Annotated in this window: 14 protein-coding genes; 3 read left to right on the forward strand and 11 right to left on the reverse strand. The window is 61.3% G+C overall.

Annotated features, from left to right (window positions below; genetic code table 11):
* The first annotated feature begins 93 nt into the window (after positions 1-93).
* Positions 94-1,014, forward strand: coding sequence for a LysR substrate-binding domain-containing protein (locus ACRC4F_RS06685; RefSeq protein WP_438658613.1), 921 nt, complete (start codon positions 94-96; stop codon positions 1,012-1,014).
* A 182-nt stretch (positions 1,015-1,196) separates the two neighbouring features.
* Entirely contained in the window at positions 1,197-3,173 is a 1,977-nt protein-coding gene (locus tag ACRC4F_RS06690; RefSeq protein WP_438658614.1) for a methyl-accepting chemotaxis protein, read from the forward strand.
* A 121-nt stretch (positions 3,174-3,294) separates the two neighbouring features.
* On the opposite strand, the gene ACRC4F_RS06695 is transcribed toward ACRC4F_RS06690, so the two are convergent.
* Complete coding sequence (locus ACRC4F_RS06695; RefSeq protein ID WP_438658615.1) at positions 3,295-4,218, reverse strand: ABC transporter six-transmembrane domain-containing protein; 924 nt, start codon at positions 4,216-4,218, stop codon at positions 3,295-3,297.
* A 115-nt stretch (positions 4,219-4,333) separates the two neighbouring features.
* Between ACRC4F_RS06695 and ACRC4F_RS06700 the strand changes: the two genes are divergently transcribed.
* Entirely contained in the window at positions 4,334-4,921 is a 588-nt protein-coding gene (locus tag ACRC4F_RS06700) for a TetR/AcrR family transcriptional regulator (RefSeq protein ID WP_438658616.1), read from the forward strand.
* Here the strand turns inward: ACRC4F_RS06700 and ACRC4F_RS06705 are convergent.
* The 10 genes from ACRC4F_RS06705 to ACRC4F_RS06750 are packed head-to-tail and all read right to left on the reverse strand — an operon-like array spanning position 4,918 to position 19,915.
* A complete protein-coding gene (locus ACRC4F_RS06705) occupies positions 4,918-6,333 on the reverse strand; it encodes a VWA domain-containing protein (RefSeq protein WP_438658617.1) in 1,416 nt (471 codons plus the stop codon). The two genes, ACRC4F_RS06700 and ACRC4F_RS06705, sit on opposite strands and share 4 nt — an antisense overlap.
* 56 nt (positions 6,334-6,389) lie before the next feature.
* Positions 6,390-6,896, reverse strand: coding sequence for a hypothetical protein (locus ACRC4F_RS06710; RefSeq protein ID WP_438658618.1), 507 nt, complete (start codon positions 6,894-6,896; stop codon positions 6,390-6,392).
* A gap of 4 nt (positions 6,897-6,900) precedes the next feature.
* Positions 6,901-7,632, reverse strand: coding sequence for a hypothetical protein (locus ACRC4F_RS06715; RefSeq protein ID WP_438658619.1), 732 nt, complete (start codon positions 7,630-7,632; stop codon positions 6,901-6,903).
* A 45-nt stretch (positions 7,633-7,677) separates the two neighbouring features.
* Positions 7,678-9,222: an SUMF1/EgtB/PvdO family nonheme iron enzyme gene (locus tag ACRC4F_RS06720; protein ID WP_438658620.1), complete on the reverse strand. Its 1,545-nt coding sequence runs from the start codon at positions 9,220-9,222 to the stop codon at positions 7,678-7,680.
* Entirely contained in the window at positions 9,212-10,435 is a 1,224-nt protein-coding gene (locus ACRC4F_RS06725; protein WP_438658621.1) for an ABC transporter permease, read from the reverse strand. The genes ACRC4F_RS06720 and ACRC4F_RS06725 overlap by 11 nt, the downstream gene beginning before the upstream one ends.
* Positions 10,419-11,120 (reverse strand): ABC transporter ATP-binding protein, encoded by a 702-nt coding sequence (locus tag ACRC4F_RS06730; protein WP_438658622.1) that lies wholly within the window; start codon positions 11,118-11,120, stop codon positions 10,419-10,421. Before ACRC4F_RS06730 ends, ACRC4F_RS06725 begins: the two co-directional genes overlap by 17 nt.
* A 10-nt stretch (positions 11,121-11,130) precedes the next feature.
* Positions 11,131-13,122, reverse strand: a complete 1,992-nt coding sequence (locus tag ACRC4F_RS06735) for a vWA domain-containing protein (protein ID WP_438658623.1) — start codon at positions 13,120-13,122, stop codon at positions 11,131-11,133.
* The gene (locus ACRC4F_RS06740) at positions 13,122-14,138 is read right to left on the reverse strand and encodes a hypothetical protein (RefSeq protein WP_438658624.1); all 1,017 of its coding nucleotides are present in this window, start codon (positions 14,136-14,138) and stop codon (positions 13,122-13,124) included. Before ACRC4F_RS06740 ends, ACRC4F_RS06735 begins: the two co-directional genes overlap by 1 nt.
* Before the next feature lie 3 nt (positions 14,139-14,141).
* Positions 14,142-16,853, reverse strand: a complete 2,712-nt coding sequence (locus ACRC4F_RS06745) for a putative virulence factor (RefSeq protein ID WP_438658625.1) — start codon at positions 16,851-16,853, stop codon at positions 14,142-14,144.
* A complete protein-coding gene (locus ACRC4F_RS06750; protein ID WP_438658626.1) occupies positions 16,850-19,915 on the reverse strand; it encodes a virulence factor SrfB in 3,066 nt (1,021 codons plus the stop codon). Before ACRC4F_RS06750 ends, ACRC4F_RS06745 begins: the two co-directional genes overlap by 4 nt.
* Positions 19,916-19,922 lie beyond the last annotated feature (7 nt).

The raw sequence follows: 19,922 nt of genomic DNA on the forward strand, positions 1-19,922 counted from the left end.
CACAAAGGGATAAAAAGGATGGGTGGCATGAGTCAGACTCATGCTGACAAGTTTCTGCTAACGTGGCGTAACCGCGCTATAGGAGCTTTCCGCATGTCCCGTCGTCTTCCTCCCTTGTATGCCCTGCGCGCATTCGAAGCGGCGGCGCGGCATAGCTCGTTTACCCGCGCCGCTGAAGAATTGTCGATCACCCAAAGTGCGGTCAGCCGACACATTCGTACGCTCGAGGAGCATTTTGCCTGCCGACTGTTTCACCGCAGCGGGCGCAACCTGCAACTGACCGAGTCGGCGCGGTTGATCCTGCCCGGCATTCGTGAAGGTTTTACCGCGCTTGAACGCGCCTGCAATACCTTGCGCGCCGAAGACGACATCCTGCGCATGAAGGCCCCGTCGACCTTGACCATGCGCTGGCTGTTGGCACGCCTGAGCCGCTTCCGGCACCTGCAACCGGGCAACGAAGTGCAATTGACCAGTGCGTGGATGGACATCGATACCGTGGACTTCAACCACGAACCCTTCGACTGCGCCGTCATCCTCAGCACCGGGAATTTTCCACCGGACTGGGAGGCCACGCTGCTGTTCCCGGAGGAGTTGATTCCGGTCGGCGCACCGAACCTGATGGACGATCAACCGTGGGACGTCGCACGCCTGGCCAGCACTGAGTTGCTGCACCCCGCACCGGACCGGCGTGACTGGCGCACGTGGCTGCAACGCATGGGCCTGGCCGATCAGGTGTCGCTCAAGGGCGGGCAGGTGTTCGACACGCTGGAGCTGGGGATGATTGCTGCGGCGCGGGGCTACGGTGTGTCCATGGGGGATTTGCTGATGGTGGCGGAGGACGTTGCACAGGGTCGCCTGAGTTTGCCATGGCCTACAGCCGTCGCCAGCGGCGAGAATTATTACCTCGTCTGGCCGAAAACCCGTCCAGGAGGTGAACGTTTGCGCCGGCTCAGCGATTTCCTCCAAGGCGAGGTCCGGGCCATGGATTTACCGGATGTCGAGCGCTTGAGCTGAATCGATAGAGCCTCTGCAATAGAGGCTTTGCGCCATATCCCCGCTATTTACTCAAGTATTCAGATTTGCCGCCGAAAATCTGCAGGTGGAACCTTCGTGCAGGTTCGTCGCAATTCCCATTTGAATTTTTGCCGAGTGCGCATCGTGATCAGGATGATCCGGTCACTCGGCCAGGAGCTGTCATGTCTCAACCTCGTGCCCGGATCGCCTCACAGCTTGGTCTTGCGCTCGCCGTGATTTTGGCGATTGTCATCACTGGCAGTACCGTGTTCGCCCTGCGTTCGCTGGACTCCGCCAACCTTGCCACCCGCGAAGAGCACCTGGCCAGTGAAGCCCGGTTGCTGGCCGATCAGTTGAGCACCTTTCACGGCACGTTGCGTGAAAGCACCCAGCGTCTGGCCGGTCTGTTCGAGAAGCGCTTCAGCGCGGGGCTGAGCGTGCATCCGGATGAACCGGTGACAGTGGCGGGCACCCAGACGCCTGGATTGCACCTGGGCGGTGAAGTGTTGAACAACAACTTCAAGGAAGTGGACGAGTTCAAGCAAATGACCGCGGGCGTTGCGACGGTGTTCGTACGCAGCGGCGATGAGTTCATCCGGGTCAGCACGAACGTCAGCAAACAGGACGGCACCCGCGCCATCGGCACGTTGCTCGACCATGCAAACCCGGCTTACGCGCGGTTGATGGCGGGGCAGAATTACGTGGGTCGCGCTTTGCTGTTCGAACGCTTCTACATGTCGCAGTACACCCCCGTACGTGACAGCAGCGGCAAGGTCATCGCCGTGCTGTATGTAGGATTTGATTACACCGACGCGCAGAACGCGCAGTTCGAAAACCTCAAACGCTTCCGCATCGGCCAGACCGGATCGCTGGCGTTGCTGGATGAACAACGCAAATGGCTGGTGCCGATCGCCGGCGTGCAAGCGTTGGATCAGGCAGTTCCGGCCATCGTCGATCTGGCGAAAACCCCGGGCAAGGGCGACTTCTGGAGCGACAAGTCCGAAGACTTTTACAGCGTAGCCGTACCGTTTGAAGGCGGTCCGTGGTCGGTGGTGGCAAGCATGCCGCAGGCTGAAATCAGCGCCGTGACCTGGAGCGTCGGCATTCAATTGGCGATCGGCAGTCTGCTGGCGATGTTGATCGCAGTCGGTTCGGCAGTCTGGCTGCTGCGCAGCAAACTCGCGCCGCTGGGTGATCTGGTGCGCCAGGCAGAAGCCTTGGGCGCCGGTGATTTGAGCGTGCGCCTGAGCGTGTCGAGCAATGACGAAATCGGCCAGCTGGCCCGTGCCTTCAACCAGATGAGCCAGGCCTTGTCGACCATGGTCGAGCACATCCGCAAGGCCTCGGGCGAGGTCAACAGCCGCGCCCAGGCGTTGTCCGGCCTGTCCGGTGGCGCCTATGAAGGGATGGAGCAGCAGTCGGGCGAAATCACCAGCATGGCTGGCGCCGTGGAAGAGTTCAGCGCGACCTCTCTGAACATTGCCGACAACATGGGCAGCACCCAGCGCCTGGCACAGGAAAACGCACAACAAACGCAGATCGGTCGTACGTCGATGGACGAAGCGTCCTCGTCGCTGGAGCAAATCGCCGGCGCGCTGAACAGCACCGCGACCGTGATCAACACCCTCGGCCAGCGCTCCCAGGAAATCGGCGGCATCGTCGGGGTGATTACCTCGATCGCCGATCAAACCAACCTGCTGGCGCTGAACGCGGCCATCGAAGCGGCCCGTGCCGGTGAGCAGGGTCGTGGTTTTGCGGTGGTGGCCGACGAGGTGCGTAACCTGGCGTCGCGTACGCGTCAGGCCACTGACGAGATTTCCGGGATGATTCAAAGCATCCAGCAGGAAACCGGCAACGCGATCAGCACCATGGAGCAGGGCAACGTGCTGATGCAGGAAGGCTTGTCACGCAACGCCAACGTGGCCTCGGCCCTGGCGCGGATCGATGAGCAAAGCCGTTCGGCGGGCCAGCAATTCGCGGCGATCACCACCGCGACTCAGGAGCAGAGCAGCACCGCGACGTTGCTCAGCAGCAACCTGCAAAGCATTGCGCTGGCAAACAGTGAGCAGCGCGAAGTGGTGTCGAACCTGGCCGTGACCGCCAAAGAGCTGGAGAAGCTGGCGGCGGACCTGCGCCAAGAGGTTGACCGGTTTCGTTGAGTCGCCTCTGAAATAGCCATCGCGAGCAGGCTCGCTCCCACATTTTAATTTTGGTGTTCACAGATTCTGTGTTCACAACAAACCCAATGTGGGAGCGAGCCTGCTCGCGATTGGCATCACCTCAATCCTCAAGCTTATCCCCAAGCCCCGGATCAACCCGCTTGCCGATATCCTTTAACCGCGCCAACTGATCCACCATCGACGGTGCTTCATCCAGACTGCTGACAAACGTCCACAGATACGTCATCACCGCATACACATGCCCCGCCTTCACCGCCGGTGACAACGCCAGCTGACTGATGGCGATCACAAACAGCACCGCCGCCACCGAGCCTACGAACAGATAGGCGATGGCCTCACGGTCCGAGAGCCCGATTCGCAGCCGCGACAGCACTCGATAGTGGCGCTGCAAGGTGTCAGCGCCGACTTTCTCGACCAGCCCGATCTCTTTCTCCAGCCGATCATTCAACCGCTCATGCAGCGCCTGATTGCGCCGGGCGAACCGTGGGAGCAAGGTCATGCACAACAGCAACGCCATCAGGCAGGCCAGACCAATCCACGGCTCGATCACCAGCAGCATCACCGCCGCGCCGACGATCGACACCAGTGCCGTGGCAATGGTCGGCACATGCTTCTCGAAGAAATCCACGAATTCGCGCGCCAGCACCACCCGCGCCGCCGATGTGGAAGTGCTCTGGTTTTGCAGGCGCTGATTGAGGATGACCGGCACGGCGAGGTCGGCATAGATTCGCGTGAACGTGCGGGTATCCACCGCCCTGCGTGCGGCCCCAACCACCCAGAACGCCAACACCACCAGCGCATAAAACAGCGCACTGGTGGCATCGCCACGGATGATCGAGTCCACGGCGAAGCCGGCAAACAGCGGATACGCCAACAGCAGCGCGTTCTCCAGCGCCACCAGCGATAACGTAAAAAACAGCTTTCCGGGATAGGCCCTGGCAATGGCCTTGAGCGTCTGGCTGGCGGATTGCTGACCGAGTTTTTTGCTTTCATCGATCAGGATGTGTGGGGTGACGGCTGTCATGGGTGCACCAAGAGAAAGATAAACGCTACTATTGAGCGACTGCTCAAGTATCCTTGAGCGACCGCTCAAGAAGCAAGCGCCGTCCATCTGCCCGGCGCCACGAGGTTATTTCCGAATGTCGCGCACTGAACGCAAAGACCAGATCATCGCCTCCGCACTGGAGCTGTTTCGCAGCAAAGGTTTCGCCGATGTGTCTACCCGTGACCTGGCTGAGCACGCCGGATTGTCACGCAGTCACGTTTATCACTACTTCACGGACTGGAAGGAGTTGCGACGCGAAGCCTTCATACGTTTTGCCAACGAACAGCTGGAAGAAGTCCGCGCACCGCTGGCGGGCGTTGCACCACTCATGGCTTTGCAGGGTTTTCTCAAGGATTGCCTGCCGGCCTCCGCCGACGATGGCTGGGCGCTGTGGCTGGACGCGTGGGATGAAGCGATGCACGACGCCGAACTGGCCGCTGCTTACCTGGTCGTCAACAAACAATGGCAGACGATGCTGGCGCAGATCATCGAGCAAGGTGTCGTCACTGAGGTGTTTCGCTGTGCTTCTCCGGAACGGGCAGCGCGGCAGATCTTTGCGCAGGCGATGGGCTACGCCGATGACCTGTTGTTGCAACCATCAGCCAAGGCCGCCGAAGCGGCCCTGGATGAAGTCTTGGAAGTCGCTGCGTTGTTACTGGGGTTTGCCCAGGCAGACGACTAATCGCACTTGGCGTTGCTCGACACTTCCTTGCTCGCCAGTTTCAACTGCTTGCCCAGCTCCGCCGCGTTGGTGCTGCTGTAAACCCGGCCACCGGTGTTATCAGCGATGCAACGTGACGGGCCACCGGCACCGATTTTCACCACGTTGACCCGCAGGCGCGGTTGTTCCTTGGCGATTCGGCGGGATACCGCGCAAGCGTCTTTCTGGCAACCGTCCTCACCGTCGACGAACATCACGATCACGGCATCGTTATTGCGCCCGTCGACGGTGCTTGCAGCGTGAGCGAGGCTGTCGGCCAGCGGTGTGCCGTCGTTGGGCTCCAGGCCTCGAATCCCGTTGATCAGCCGTTGGCGGTCGCCAAACTTGAACACGCCCTGGTCCGGTGTGCTGTTGCAGCCGGCGAAGGTGATGAGGCGCGTGTCGATCTTCGGGTCCAGCCCGTTGATCATGCCGACCATGGAGTCTTTGGCGACGTCCATGCGGGTGGGTTTGGCGAAGACCTGCATGGTGCGGTTCGCATCCAGGTACTTGTTGAGCTCATTGCCGAAGACCCAGTCTTCGTCGGCTTTCACTGACTTGATGTTCAGATTCATCGAATTCGAGGTGTCGAAGACCACGACGAATTGCGGGATCTCTGCGTTTGGCGCTTTTTTACGGCACGCGAAGTTGTCCAGCGTCGGCGCCGGTGGCGGGGCGACCACCACCGGTTTTGGCGGCGGAACGGGCTTGGGGGCCGGGACCGGTTCTGGCACGGGTTCTGGTTCTGGAACCGGTTCCGGCACTGGCACCGGCTCTACGACAGGCTCGGGAACAGGCTCAACCGGTTTCTCGACCGGTGTGACCACGGGCGCTACAGGTGGAACCACCACGACGACGGGTTCACGGTGCATAAACCACCAGTAAGCCCAGAGCGCCAGAAGCAGCAACAGCAACGCCAGCAAGGCCGCCGCGATCCACCAGCCACGACGCGACGGCGGCACGACCGGCACCACCGGAACAACCGGCGGCACGATCGGTTTCGGCGGGCGCTGGTTCCAGCGCACCACCAGCGGTTCGCCGTTGAGGCTGTAGAGTTTGTCCAGTTCGGGCGTGCCGAGCAGGCTGCGCAGGTCATTCGCTACCGTGGGCTGACCGCGTTTTTGCAGTTCGTCCGCCAGCTGTCCAAGGGACGTCTGACGCACTTCATAGGTTTCCAGCAAGCGTCGTTGCGCGTCCTCGCTGAGGTCGGCATAGGGCGTGGGTTGGCCACCCAGTTCGGTCCACCATTCCAGCACGTCGCCGCTGCCCATTCGCGGGATGGCGAAGAGGCTGGCGACGGTCGGCGGAAAGTGTTTCTGGATGAGGGCGACTTTGGCTTGCAGCGCACTCATCCCCTCCGGTGTGGCTTGCGCATCCCTGATGACCCGCTGCATGACGACGATTCCTGAAAAGATGCAGGCCTCCATCGGGAGGCCTGCGGGGTGAAAAGTTACTCTTCGTAACCGAGGCTGAATTGCAGCTGGTTAACTTTCTTCTGCAACGCCTTCAGTTGTTCCTGCTTGGCCGCCAGCGTCGCAGGAGACGCCTTGGTCGCGGGCGCAGCCTGCGAGGCCTTGAGTTGCTGCTCAAGCCCGGCGATCTGCTTCTGCACCTGGCTTTCATTGCCATGCCGGGCCTTCAGCGAAGTCAGCAACTGGCCCAGCGACTTGTTCAGTTCAGCCTGCGATTTCTGCTGGCTGGCCAGGTCGGTTTTGGTGCTCAGCTGCTGGGCCTGAATGTTCTCGTACACCTGGCGGAACATTGCGTTTTCCTGACGGGACACGGTCAGGGCCTGCTCCTTCTGCTTGACCTGATCGCTGTAACCACCGGAGTAGTCACAGTTCATTTTGGTCAGCATGCTGCTGTCGCGATTGGTCGCATCGCATTCGCCCGGCTTCGTCGCGCAACCGCTCAAGGCCAGGACGGCGGTGAGGACCGCCAGCTGTCGTAGAGTCATGTGTTTAGCCCAGGGTGATCGCGGAGCGCTGGTTGTAAAGGCCGTCGACTTCTTTTTGCAGGGCGGCAACTTTCTCGTTCAGCTTCAGGATGCTCACGTCCACCTGTTTGATCTCGGTGCTGGTGCCTTGCGCACGCTCGGCGTCCGCCACTTTGGTGTACTCGGTGACTTTGGTGCGCATGTTGCCGAGGTCTTTACGCAGACGTGCAATGTTCTGGTCGATCTCGGCGATCTGCACCTGAGCCTTGGTCTTGTCGACCTTTTTGCTGGCGATGTCTTTTTTGATCTGGGCGATGCGCGCCTGATCATCATTGATCACTTGCTGAGCGGTCGCGGTACGGGCGATCACGTTCTGAGTGTCCAGTTCGACATCGCTGTTCATCTTCGCCAGGCGAGTGGTGGTGTCGGAGTATTCGCTGCGACGTTGATCCAGATAGTAGTTCGCACCCATGGCCACGCCACACGCGGTAATACCGGCGGCGATGGCGCAGACGGCTTTGTTGCTGCTGTTGGACAGCGCGCAACCGAGGATGCCGACACCGGCGCCGACCGCGCAGGCCTGGTAACCGGATTTGCTGAAGAACTGTGCGTCATTGCCTTGGGTCAGGCGCGGGTCGGCGCCGTCGCTGCCGCCGAGCATCGAGCTGCCGGTGTTGGCACAACCGGTCAGCAGCAGGCTGCCGGTGAGGACGAAAGCGATCTGAAGCTTGAAGCGAGTCCAAAGGCTGCGCGACATGGTGAAACTCCTTGGTGACGGTGTTGGCTGTTGTTGTTGAGAAAGTTATTGAGTGACGGTTTTGCAACTGGTCAGCCAGGCGTCAGTGTCGATCTTCTGCTTTTGCAGGAAGGTCTTCTGATTGGCCCAGTGGGTGCGCAAATAAGGTTTGAGCTCCTGCAGCTGTTTGTTGCGGGTGATGATTTCTTCCATCACCGGCACCTGCGCTTCCAGCAGTGGCTGGCCGTACAAGGTCGCTGATTCCACCAGGCTGCTGGCGTAGTACCGGCTGAGTTTGTGCAGGCGATCCTTCTGCTCGTCGAGCTTGCCTTTACGCATGTCGCAGCTGGCGTCTCTGTCGGCAGATTCGCAGTTGAGCTTGTAGTTCTTCTGCAGGAAGTCCACGTACTGGCCGTCGTCGAGCATCTTGGTGCACAGGAACGCACCGAGGTTGAGGCTGGCGCGGATCGCCTGGTCGCGCGTTTCTTCCTGCTGCTGGTTGCTGGCGCGCAATTGGTTTTCCAACGCTTGAAGCTTTTCCTTGAGCGCCTTGTCTTCCACGCCCGAGGCCAGGGTGTTCAGCGACTGAACCGTGCCTTTGTCGGCGGATTCGGTTTCCTTGCTGCCGGTGCCGAGTTTCTTCCAGCTGCTTTCGATGCCAGCCACGCGCTCGCGGGAGGTCAGGGTCGGCGACACCAGCACCAGACGCAGGCCGGTGGTTTTGTTTTTCACTTGGCCTTCGGCGTTGTAATACGGCTCTTCTTTGCGCAACGCAGTGCGCAGGTCGGCCTGAGCGGTCAGGTAGTTGCCGCCCCGGACCACATAGCCACCGGCCTGGCCGTGCTGGCGATCGAGTTTGTTCAGGCGAAACGGCTCGAACATCATCTCGTCGACGTTGCCGAGCATGTCGTGCAAGCCCAGCGGATTGGGTTTTTGCAAACCGGACAACTGCAGCTTGCCGTTGGACGATTGCGCCCCGGCGAACCACTCGTAAGCGTTGATGCCCTCGGCCATCGGGTAGCGTGTATCGCGAAATTCTGCCGCACCGACCTCCAGGCCACCGCGCGCCGCGAACTCCCACTCGACTTCCGTCGGCAGGCGCAGGAAACCCAGTGCGCCGTCTTCTTTCGGCAGCTTGGCCGCGGCGTTTTTGCGCAGCCACAGGTTGTACTTGTCAGCCGCCTCGACGGCTTGCACCCAGCTCACGGACACTTGCGGCAGGCGCATCTTGGTGGCGGCGGTGGGGCAGGTTTCGTCGGTCAGCGCGGCGTATTGGAGCTGACTCATCTCGTACTTGGCCATCAAGTAGTAGCGGGATTTATCATTTTTCGCGCCGGTAAAACTGCCTGCGATGAAGGTCGGTCGAGTCTGTTCGACGTAGCCGTATTCCGCGCCGTCCTGACCGATGTTGATCGGATAGTCGTCAAGCGGTCCGGCCACCGGAATGAACACCTTGCGAAATACCATCGAGCCTTCGCACGGCATCGGCAGCACGACGTCGCTGGTCTCGGGCATCGGGTTGTAAAACTTCTCTTCCCAGCCCGCCGCCGAGGCGTCGAGCAAGTAGCCGAAGCTCAGGGGCAACAGCAAGCCCAAACGTTTATAGCTCACGCAGACTCTCCGCAGGTTGGATGTTGATCGCTCGTACGGCGCCGATAACGGCCACCAGTGCAGCGACCAGAAAGGTCAGGAGCAGGGCCGCGAGGCCATGCCAGAGTGTGATGTGGCAAACGAAGGTGCCGGTGGCCTGGCTGCTGCCGAGCAGGTAGTCGAACAAATGACTGCCAACCGCGTAAAAGCCCAATCCGCCGAGGTAACCGGCGAGGCTCAGCACCAGTGCTTGCAGGACCACGAAACCGCCGATCGCCGTGCGTTTGAAACCCAGCAGACGCAGGACCGCGAGGCTTTTGCGCTTGCGGTCGATGTTGGCCAGAAAGGCCCCGACCATCGACGCCACACAGCCGATCAACGCCGCGAGGGCAATCACCCCGAAGATCAGCCCCAGCACATGATTGATGGCTTTGACGTTGTCGATGTCGGCCAATCGACTCGACGTTTCGATGTGTTGTTCGTTGAGCCAGCGTTCCAGTGGTGCTACCTGGTCGATGTCACGGGCATAGAGGCGGGCGCGGGCGTACAGCGGTTGCAGATCACCCTGAGGCTTGCCGGTTGCGATGCCGAATGCGCTGACCTGATAACCGTCGCGAAAGCGTTCCAGGTTCAGCAGCAGCGGTGGGGCGACAAACCCTGCAGCACGTCCGAAACGCGCGCCGTCGAGCACCGCCAGCACCGTCAGCGTCATCTCGCCGCGTTCGTTGACGCCTTCCAGGCGGCGCAATACGCGCAGTTGCACGCGGTCGCCGACCTTGGCCTGCAAACGTTGCGCGGCGCGGGCGCTGAGGATCACTTGATCGCCGGTCGGGTTGAGTTGCGGCAGGTTCAGTTGCGGGTCGCCGGGCTCGGTGGCGATGATTTCCGCGCCTTCGACAAACCGTTGCATGCCGATCAGCAAGTCGGCCTGGGTGTTGAGCGAGCGTGTCTGGCCGAGGGCAAAACCGGTCTCGGGACGTTGGCGCACACGCTCGATCCAGGCGCTGTCGTAGTTGCCATTGCTGAGCATCTTCACTTCAAGGTTGCGCGGGTCGCGCAGCAGTTCGTCCTGCAACTGACTGACCACGCCGTGCTTGAGGCCGAACAGCAGCAACAGCGGCGCGATCACCGCCACCAGCGAGGCGGCGATGCACAACGACACCTTGCGGTCGTGCCAGAGGTCTTGCAGGGCCAGCGTTCCGAGCAGGCGCAAGCGGTCAGTCCATCGGTTCAAACAGAGTCTCTCCCTGACGGCTGATAGCGCCAAGTCGCGGCAAGCCGAAATCCTTGAGCAAGGCCCAGTCATGGGAAACCACCAAGGCGCTCAGGCCCATGCTCGACACCAGACTCAGCAGCAATTCGAACAAGCGCCGGGCGCTGTGCGGATCGAGTGCCGCGGTCGGCTCGTCGGCCAACAGCAGCAGCGGTTCATGGGCAATTGCACGAATGCAGGCAACGCGTTGGCGTTCACCGATCGACAGCGCCTGTGGCTGTTTATCCAGCAACCCTTGCAGGCGTAATACCTCAACCGCGTGATCGACATGCGCGCTCTTGACCGGCATGCCGAGCAAGCGGCGCGGCAGGCTGATGTTGTCGCGCACACTCAGAAACGGCAGCAAGCCGCCGCTCTGCAAAATGAACCCCAGATGACGCGAACGCACGGCCGCCAAGGCTGGCTGGTCGTCGCTGGCCAGCAGTTGGGCGATGTCCTGATCGTGAGCAGCGCCCAGCCGAAAGCGCTCGAGCTCGACCGGCGCCAGCAACAAGCCAATGGCTTCGAGCAAGGTGCTTTTGCCGCTGCCACTCTCTCCGGTGATGGCGAGGATTTCCCCGGCACCCACCTGCAAGTGCGGCAGGCGCACGTGATGGGCCAGCGCGCCTTCACCACGGCGCACCAGCAGGTTTTTGATATCGAGCATTGGCGTCTCGTTAAGGCATCATTTCCAGTGGCACGGGGTACACGTTGTCCCGTGCATCGCTGTCCTTGGCTAAAGCCACCCAACGGTCGACGTCAGCGTTGTAGCGCTGGTAGTGCCGCAGTTTGGTATTGAGCGTGCGGATGAATTTCTCCTGCGCCAGGCCGTCCCAGCTCTTCCAGGTTTCTTCGTCCAGGTTCAGCACTTCGCTCTGATACGGCAGGTCTTCGAGGTACTCGCCGAGCACGCCCATGTCCGCCAGTTTGGCGTTGCCGTTCTGCTTGAGCTGGTTCGGGTCGGCACCCATGGTTGCGGCGACCGAGCGCAGACGCTCGAACATTTCCGTCGGCGAAATCAGGCCTTCGTTGGCGGCGTCGAGGATCTGTTTCATCACGTCACTCAAGTCGCTGAGCTGAGACTTGGTCAGCAGCACCCGCACATCAGTGGTCGGGATGTTCTGTTTGATCAGGTCACGGTCGGTGATCCACGCCTTGAACACCGGCGGGGACTTGCTGTTGGTCTTCTCGCCCAAATAGGCCAGTTGCATGGCATGGCCGATCAGTGCGGCGTCCTCGAGCATTTTCTTCTCGGCCGGGTCCTGCTTGGCGTTTGCCGCGCTACCGATGGCGTCTTCGCCCATGTAGGCGGCTTTCACCTGTGTCGTGATCGCGGCGGCCAGTGCGTCGACCTTGCGCCCGAATTCATGCACATCACCTGCATTCACCGGGTAGTACAGCGAGGTGTTGGTGCCGGGGTAAGTCGACAGGTTCTGGTACTGCGCCTCGGCCTTGGCGTGATCCTTGATCCCGGCCGGGGTTTTCAAATGCAGTGTGTAAATCGCCACGCCCGGGTTGGAAGCTTCAATGCGCACCTGTGCTGCGCTCAAACCGGTCTTCGACAGTTTGTCGTCACCTTCGATGGCGCCCGCGTCGGTGATCAACACCACGTAGCGCGCACCGAATTGGCTCCAGTCGACCTTGTCGATGCTCTCCATGACGCCGGCAAAGGCATCCTCATCAAAGCTGCTGCTCGACACGCTGGCCTGTTTGAGGTCGGCGATCCTGGCGAAAAAGTCGGCGCTGTCTTTCACCTTGGTTGGGTCGGCGTACATCTTGGTGGTGTATTCCAGTCCCGGCACCGCCTGGGTATTGGAACGGAAAGCCACCATGCCGAACTTGACCTGCTTGCCGAGGTTCTGCGCTTCGATCTGTTGATAGACCTTGCGGATCGCTTCGCGGGTGCGGTCGATGTACGGGTCCATCGAGATCGTCGAGTCGATGACAAACACCACCGCCGCGCTGAATTCCTTCAGCTGGCTGGCCGCTTTGTCCTCGGGCTCCTTGCCGCCGGCCGCGCCGCTCGCAGCACCGCCCTTGGCGTTCTTGTCATCGGGCTTGCTGACCGATGCCACATTGAGCAGGCGCGTGCGGAAACCGCCTTCGGTCATGACTTCTTCGCCGCTGAGCACCGGCAGCAGGTAGAACTGCTTTTGCAGGTCGACGAAATATTCAGGTTCTTCGGCCAGTACGCCAGGCGCTTGCTTGCCCTTTTTCAGCGTGGCACGCAGCGGCGCGACTTTGCTCACCGGGTCCGGCGCATCGAGGATGCCTTCAACGGTGGCGCGTTCCTTGAAGAACAGCAACCGATCGCGGTTGGCCGGGTTGGTGAAGGCCAGGGTCAGCTGCATTTTCCAGTCGGTGGTGCAGCTCGCCGGCAACCAGCCAATGGTTTTGCCATAGCTGTCGGGGCCGACTTTCAGCCACTCGGTGTTGGCGGCTTGCGCACGTTCGTACACATAAAAACGGCTGAACACCGGTTGCTCATCACCCGCAGCACCGCCCGCCGTCGGGCTGATTTTGCAACCCGGGGTGGTGAGCACGCGCTGGAACAGGGTTTTCTTGCCGGCCTGGATCAGCGGTTTGTCATCGGCTTGGGACAACGGGCTGATGCACAGCGCCAACAGTGCGGCGCCGCTCAGCAGGAAACGACTCAGGGGCGACCGCATCACTTCTGCAACTCCTCGAACCGCTGCTTGGCTTCGGCGTTGTTCGGGTCCTGGGTCAGAATGGTTTCATACCAGTAGGCGGCGGTGGCGTTGTCCGCGGTCGGGAAGCACTCGCTGACTTTCAGGTATTTCGGGTCGTATTCGCGTGCATAGGCGTTGGCAATCAAAGAGTCACCGGCCTGGGCACGGTTGGCGTAAAGACGCTGGGCGACGCCGCAGTGCTTGCCGGCCTTGGCTTCGTTGATGATCTCCAGCAACTTGGCGCTGTCGGGCGCGGCCTTGATGCAGGTCTGGACGAAGGTCAGCTCGGGCAGGCTGTTCATGCTGTCGAGGGTGCAGGCTTGTGCGTCGGCACCGGCCGGTGCGGTGGCAGCAACCGCCGGGACAGGCGCCGGAGTGCGTTGGTAAAACCAGAATCCGGCCGCTGCGGCCACCAGCAACAACACGACAAGCGCGAGGCCGATGAGGCCTTTGTTGCTCTTCTTCGGCGGAGGCGGAGGCGGGGTGTAGGCGGGTTCGTTGGGCACCGATTCCAGTTCGATTTCTGGCTCGCCGGTGGACAGGACCAGTTCCGGCAACTCCGGAATCTCGGGTTCTGGCGTACTGGGCGCTGTCAGGTCGGCGCCGCCATAAGTCGAGCGTGTCTGCCCGCCCGCGGTGGACGGCAGAAGACCGACACCTGGCCGAATCACGCCTTTGTCGGCATGCCCCTGGCTCTGTTCGCGCAGCTCGATCATGAATTGCGAGTTGGCGCCGCCTTCGAGCAGTGGATCGACCACTTCCGGGCCGACCTGGGCTTCAAGGGCTTCACCACTGGCCGCAACGCTGAAACGCGAGACCTTGAACCAGAACGGATTGTTGCTCCAGGCCTTCTGGTCCTGGAGGTAGAAACCGTCCTGGTTACGCTGAATGGAGAACTCCAGCTGTTCTTCGCCACCCTGCCATTTCTTCACAGTGAGGCACGCCTGGCCAGGCACGTTGGGTTCTAAGGCGAGCAGGTCGACACGAATTGGCATTGCTTATCTCGCTGTGAAGGCTGTGAGCACATGGCCCAGCCGTTCATTCTGTTCAGGGGTGATTTCGCGACCGGCACCATGGCCGGCGTTGTCCTGTGTGATGTAGGCCAGGCCCGAAAGCCAGTCGCCCAGATACCGTTGCGCCTGGTTCGCCGGTTGTGGCGGCAGCACCGGCACTTGTCCCGGACCGATGTCGGTATAGAACGAGAACAATGGCGCCTTGGCACCGGCACGGCTGTTCGGGCGCTCGTTGACCGGTTTCTGCAGGTAACCGAACCAGGACACGAAATCGCGCAGCACACGTTGCACTTCCAGCACTTGGCGCTCGACCAGTTGATCGCGCCGTGCGCCGCTTTGCGCACGCTTGAGCACCGCACGGCTCAGTTGGCCGGGCAAGTCCTGGCGGTAACCGGCCGTGATCAGTTCGTCGACCACCGCTTCGATCAGCGCCTTGTCCAGGCCCAGCAGGTTGAGCAGGCTTTGACGGGTGGTCAGCTCGCGCAGGTGCGCAATCCAGGCCTTGAAAGCGGCTTTGGCAAAGCGGTGCTCGTTGCTTTGCAGTTCCGGCGCCGGGGTGTTGGTTTTGCTGCTGACCGGTGCTTCGTGGCTCAGGTCGTCGCCGAAATCGAAGTCGAAACCGGCGTCGTTGCCGTACAGGCTCTGGCTCGGCGTCGGCGCGGCCGGCTCATCGCTGGCGGCGGGCGCATCATCGGTTTCGTACACACCGCTGAGGTACAGGTCGCGCACCGATTCGCTCGGCATGTCGAGTTCATCGATGAACTCGCCGAGCACGGCCGGGCGACGCCCAAGGCCCGACAGAATCATCTGCGCCTGGGCTTTCTTGGCGGCTGCGGCGCCGTCACCGTCGGCGTGATACCAAGTGCTCAAGCCGTGAGTGGTCAGGCCTTCGAGGCATTCGTTCAACTGCTCGCGGATGCGTTGCAGTTTGAATTCGATGTTGGCCACGCCCTTGAAGCTGCCGCTGAAGTGGCTAATGCCACCGTCATCGTTGCGCAGCATTTCTTTCCAGGCATTGGCGGGGTTGTAGATGTGTTTGCACACCAGCTCGTTGCTGGCGAAGCTTGTGCCCAGGGCGTCGACGCGCTCCTGGTAGCTGGCGTTGAGGCCGGTTTCGGCGCCCGAGGCGTCTTGCACGATGAACGCCGCATCCATGCGCGGTTTGCGCACCAGGAAGGTGTTCTGGAACGGCGTGCCGGCCCAGTCGTTCATCCAGCTCAGGCTGCCGAAGCGCTCGAGCATGGTCAGCTTGACCATGCCATTCCAGCTCTCGTCGTACTGATCAGGCGTCAGGCTCAGGGAGTTGGTGATGCGCAGGTCGAGCATGGTCAGCGCCCAGATCAGGCCGGTGTCGCGTTTGCTGCGAGCGGTCGCGTCGGCGCCTTGGGTCTTCTCGATCCAGCGCGTCAGCACCGGGCCAACGTCGTTGACGTCGCTCTGTTTGGTCGAGCCGGTGCAGACCACCAGGGCGTTCATTTCCTGGTTGTCGGTGTAGCGTTCGAACAGGTAAGCGACCTTGCCGCGCAGGATCAGCTGCGAGACGGAGTTGTCTTTGGTGGCGGATTCCGGGTCGCTGGAGTTGGCGATCTCGTGGAGCTTTTTGCGTCCGCGATAACCGGGGAAGTCCAGTAAATCGACCTGGTTGACGATATCGTCCGCCGGGGCTTCAATCAGGCCGAAAGTCATCTCGGCAGTCAGAGCCGCCAGTTGCGCGACCGGGATGCCCTGGCTGTTTTGCAGGCGTCCATCGACCTGGGGCCGCACGTCGATCGGCAAGTCCCGCGGGCTGCCGAAGCGCTCGAGGATGTCGACGTTCATGATGCTGTCGCGCTGGCTGTAGGTGTCGTTTTCGAAACTCACCAAGGCCTTCAATGGCGCGAACACGGTCTCGGGCAGGCCCAGCTTGTGCAGCGCGCCAGCCAGTTGCTGGTACACGCGCGTCAGTTCGCTTTGCTCACCCCACAGAATGGAAAACAGCTCGGCACGTTCCTGGAAATTCAGGCGTGGCGCCAGTTGCAACGCTGTCGGCCAATACAGGTGCTCAAGCTTCTTCACCGAGTTGCGGAAGTTGTCCCGCAGGTAATCCCACAGCGACACCAGATCGTCGGCGCTGACGCCCGGTTGCAGCGGTCCGGTCTCGCGTCCTTCGAAGGGTTTGAGCACACGCTGGATGCGCTCTTCATCGATCTCGTAGGAGATCCGCTCAAGGTCGAAGTCTTTGAACCAGGAGTTGGCGAGAATCTTCGCCAGCTCGATTTCCTTGAACAACGTCAGTTCGACCGGGAACTGCGGATCCTGACTCAGCGTGGAGCGACGGCTGAAACGCGTCACCAGGCCAGTGGCTTCCTTGCCGCCACCCACCGGGTTGATGTGCTTGATGAAGTCCAGGCGCTGGCCACCGAAATCGGTTTCCAGCTTGCCGTTCTGACCGGCCGCGAGGGCCGAAATCAGGTAGGACTTGCCGGCCTGGGACAAGCCGAAAAAGCCAATGGTCATCGGCGTGCAGGCCACGCGGCCAAGGCTGTGAGCCAGGTTGCGGGCGCGGTGCAGGCGGATGTTCAGGTTGTCGGCTTCGCTGTCCAGGCGCGGTGCATTGGTGCGCGTCTGGCCAATCCATTCCAGCGCCTGACCGGCACCTTCATAAACAGCGGCCCAACTGGCGGAAAGCTGAGTTTGTTCGGGGGTCAGGTCATTCATTTGCGTTTCACACTTCCACTGTCGAGCCAGTACTTGGTCTCGCTCAGGCCGGCGTCGAGCATGGTGTTGAGTTCCAGCTCGAGGTCGCTGCGCGGGTTGAAGTTGACGTTATTACTGTTGGATTCAATGTCGCGAACCGAAAGGCGGTCGCTGACCAGATCCTGCTTGCGCGTGTATTTGTCGGCCGCTTTGACTTCGAAGCGCACCTTGAGCAGCGGCGCACTGCCGTTTTCCCCGATCGCACGGGAGAACTTCTCCCGACCGGCCTTGGTGAAACGCAAGGTGTACAGCGGCGAAGCGGCCCAGCGATCGGCAGCCAACTGGCGGAAGCCGAGGCGCAGATCGCCGCGCATTTCCAGCTGCGGCGTGTCGGCGTCATCGCCCGTGCCGATTTCCGGCAACTTGATTTTGTAGTCTTCGGACTGGATGTCGCGGTACAGCACGTCGGCATCCTTGATCACGTTGTTAAGGTCGATGACGCCGATGTGCTTGACCGTCGAATACGGCTTGAGCGCCGAAGAGCGGAAATAGAAGTTCGGCACGCTGTGGTTGGCGCATAACAGGCAGAGCATGGCGCCCACCGACGCGGTACTTTTCGGGTCGTCGATGCGGCCGTTCTTGTGGAACGGATACCAGCCGCCGGTGCGGTAATTCTGCAGTGCCAGGATGCGCCCCGGTGGCAGCGGCAACACCTTGCGAATAAAGGCCTGGATGCCGGGCAGCCGCGAAGGGCGGCCGGTCAGCAGCAGGACGTCGCACGGGTAATGCGCAACCACTTCGCACAGCGCACCGAGGATCTTGGTGATGTTGATCTGATCGTTGAGGAACGCGGCGTGGAGCTTTTGCAGGTCGAAGCCGATCAGCGATTCGTACAGGTCGAAACCGCTCTGGCCCCCGACATCGCGACGCACGGCGGCGTTGACGTAGTCGAGCACGGTCTGGCTGATCGCGTTGTCGCCCAGCAACTGGCGGTAACTTTGCGGGCTGACTTCCTGCGGGACTTGCGGATCGTAATGCTCATAAGCCTTGAGCAACGCCAGGCCCAAGGGTGCGAACACCTGCAGGTTCAGTTGCTGGCGCAGGATCATGTCCTGGGCGCTGACCGATTCATCGCCGCACAGCCGCGACATCAGCGAATCCGGGGCTTTCACGCCGGCGTTCTGCAAGGCTTTCTCGAAGCTCGGCAGGATGAAGTCCTGAATCACGTCCAGCAGGATGTCGTCGCCGGCCACTTTGAAACCATCGCGAAAACGCTGTTCGGGCACGATGTGCACATTGCTGCCGCTGCCGGTGTTGCCGGCGCGGTCGAGGCGATAGTCGGTGATCACCAGGTCGGTGGTGCCCCCGCCGATGTCGATGGTCGCCAGGGTGATGCGCTCACGGTCGGTTTTGTCCGGGCGGGCGATGGTGTCGAAAAACTCTTCCGGGTGACCGGCGAAGTTCTCGTTGACCTCGGTGTACAGGTACACCAACTGGCCGCAGGAGGCTTCGTCCCATTCCACGCGGATGCTCGGGATCGGTGTGCGCGGGCTGGCGGCCTGATCCTGATGCGGATCTTCCTCGCCAGCGTGCCAGCCGAGGCTTTTCCACACCAGGCCGATGGCTTGCAGCATGCGTTCGTTGAGGATGCTGCGCTCGGCCTGCGGCATGCCCGGCGGCACGGTCAGGGTGATGCTGTTGAGCTGGCGCGGCACACGGGTGTGACCCTGGCGCGAGCGTTGGGCCGGGCTGTTGATTTGCGACAGCGCCTGGGCCAGCACTTCGGCGAGCATGAAGGTCATCAGCGAGCTGCGCGAATAACGCGGCATGAACACCGGCAGACGATCGTCTTCTTCGAGGCTGTAAAGCGCCTCGCCGGTTTCATTGATCAGGTGCGAGAACGGCGCGGCGGTGGCGTACGGCTCGTTGTCGGTCTTGATGTACGAGCAGTTGAAACGCCAGCCGTGGCCGTAGGCGTTTTCGTCCCACAGGTAACGTTTGGGGCTGGACAGACCGGTAGAACCTTCGGTGCCGCGGCGGCGGCTGGCCAGACGGCTGGCCTCGTTGCCGACCCGGGCAATCGTGGCCCACTGGAACGCATCGTGACGGCCGCTTTTGACCGAGCAGTGGTCCTTGCCGAAATACGCTTGGGCGAATTCCACGCGGCTTTCGAACGGCAGGTTGTAGGTGTGTTCGGGGGTGATCAGGTCGCGCAGTTCCAGCACGTAATTCTGCTTCAACCCGGAGCCGGCCTGGCCGTGGTTCTCGATCAGGATGCCGCAGGTGCGCGAGTTGCCGACGTCCAGCACCAAGTCCACCGGTATCGGTTTGACCAGGCCATTGCTGTCGTTGGCGACTACTTTCAGTTCAGGAATTTCCACCTTCGGTCTGGCCGTCGACTGCGCCGCCGCGGACGGCGTGCTCAACAGACTCAGCAGGTTGAGGTAGTGCGCCAGGTGGTGGTTGGCGCGGATGTCGATGTCCAGCTCTTCGCGCGAACGATGGGCGTTGCCCTCGTTGAACACTTCGAGCAGCCATTCGTTGACCCACGGCTGGGCCAGGAACCAGCGGGTTTCGCTGGCCTTGGTCGCCAGTTTGAAGGACACGCCGGAGCTGATGTCTTCTTCGTTCGGCGCCAGGTAGGCGGTGCCGTCACGCTTGGGCATGACGCGGCTGTCGAACGCCATGGTCAGGCGATGGGTGTTGCCATCGATGTCGGGCGTGGCCAGTTTCACCAGGCGCATCCGCGACCAGTTGGTCGGGCCTTCGTCGAAGCGGTGCGGCGGCATGAAACGGAAAAACGGCGTCGGCAGCCAGACACCGTCCAGCAGCTCGAGGCTGCTTTTCATGTCGACGCTGAACGCCGGTTTGGCTTTCTCGACCTTTTCCGGTTCAGGCTCGTAGAAGTAGAAGTCTTTCTCTTCGTTGTACATCAGCCGGCAGATCAGCCCGCTGATCATCGGTGCGAACTCGCCCGCTGGTTCCTTGCGGGGATCCAGGCGCAGGGCGAAATCCATGAACTGGATACCGGTGTCACTGACAAGCGTGACGGTGTCTTCGAATTGGGTGACTTCAGGCAACATGTCGGGT

This window comes from Pseudomonas sp., assembly GCF_051660785.1.
Classification (GTDB): Bacteria; Pseudomonadota; Gammaproteobacteria; order Pseudomonadales; family Pseudomonadaceae; genus Aquipseudomonas.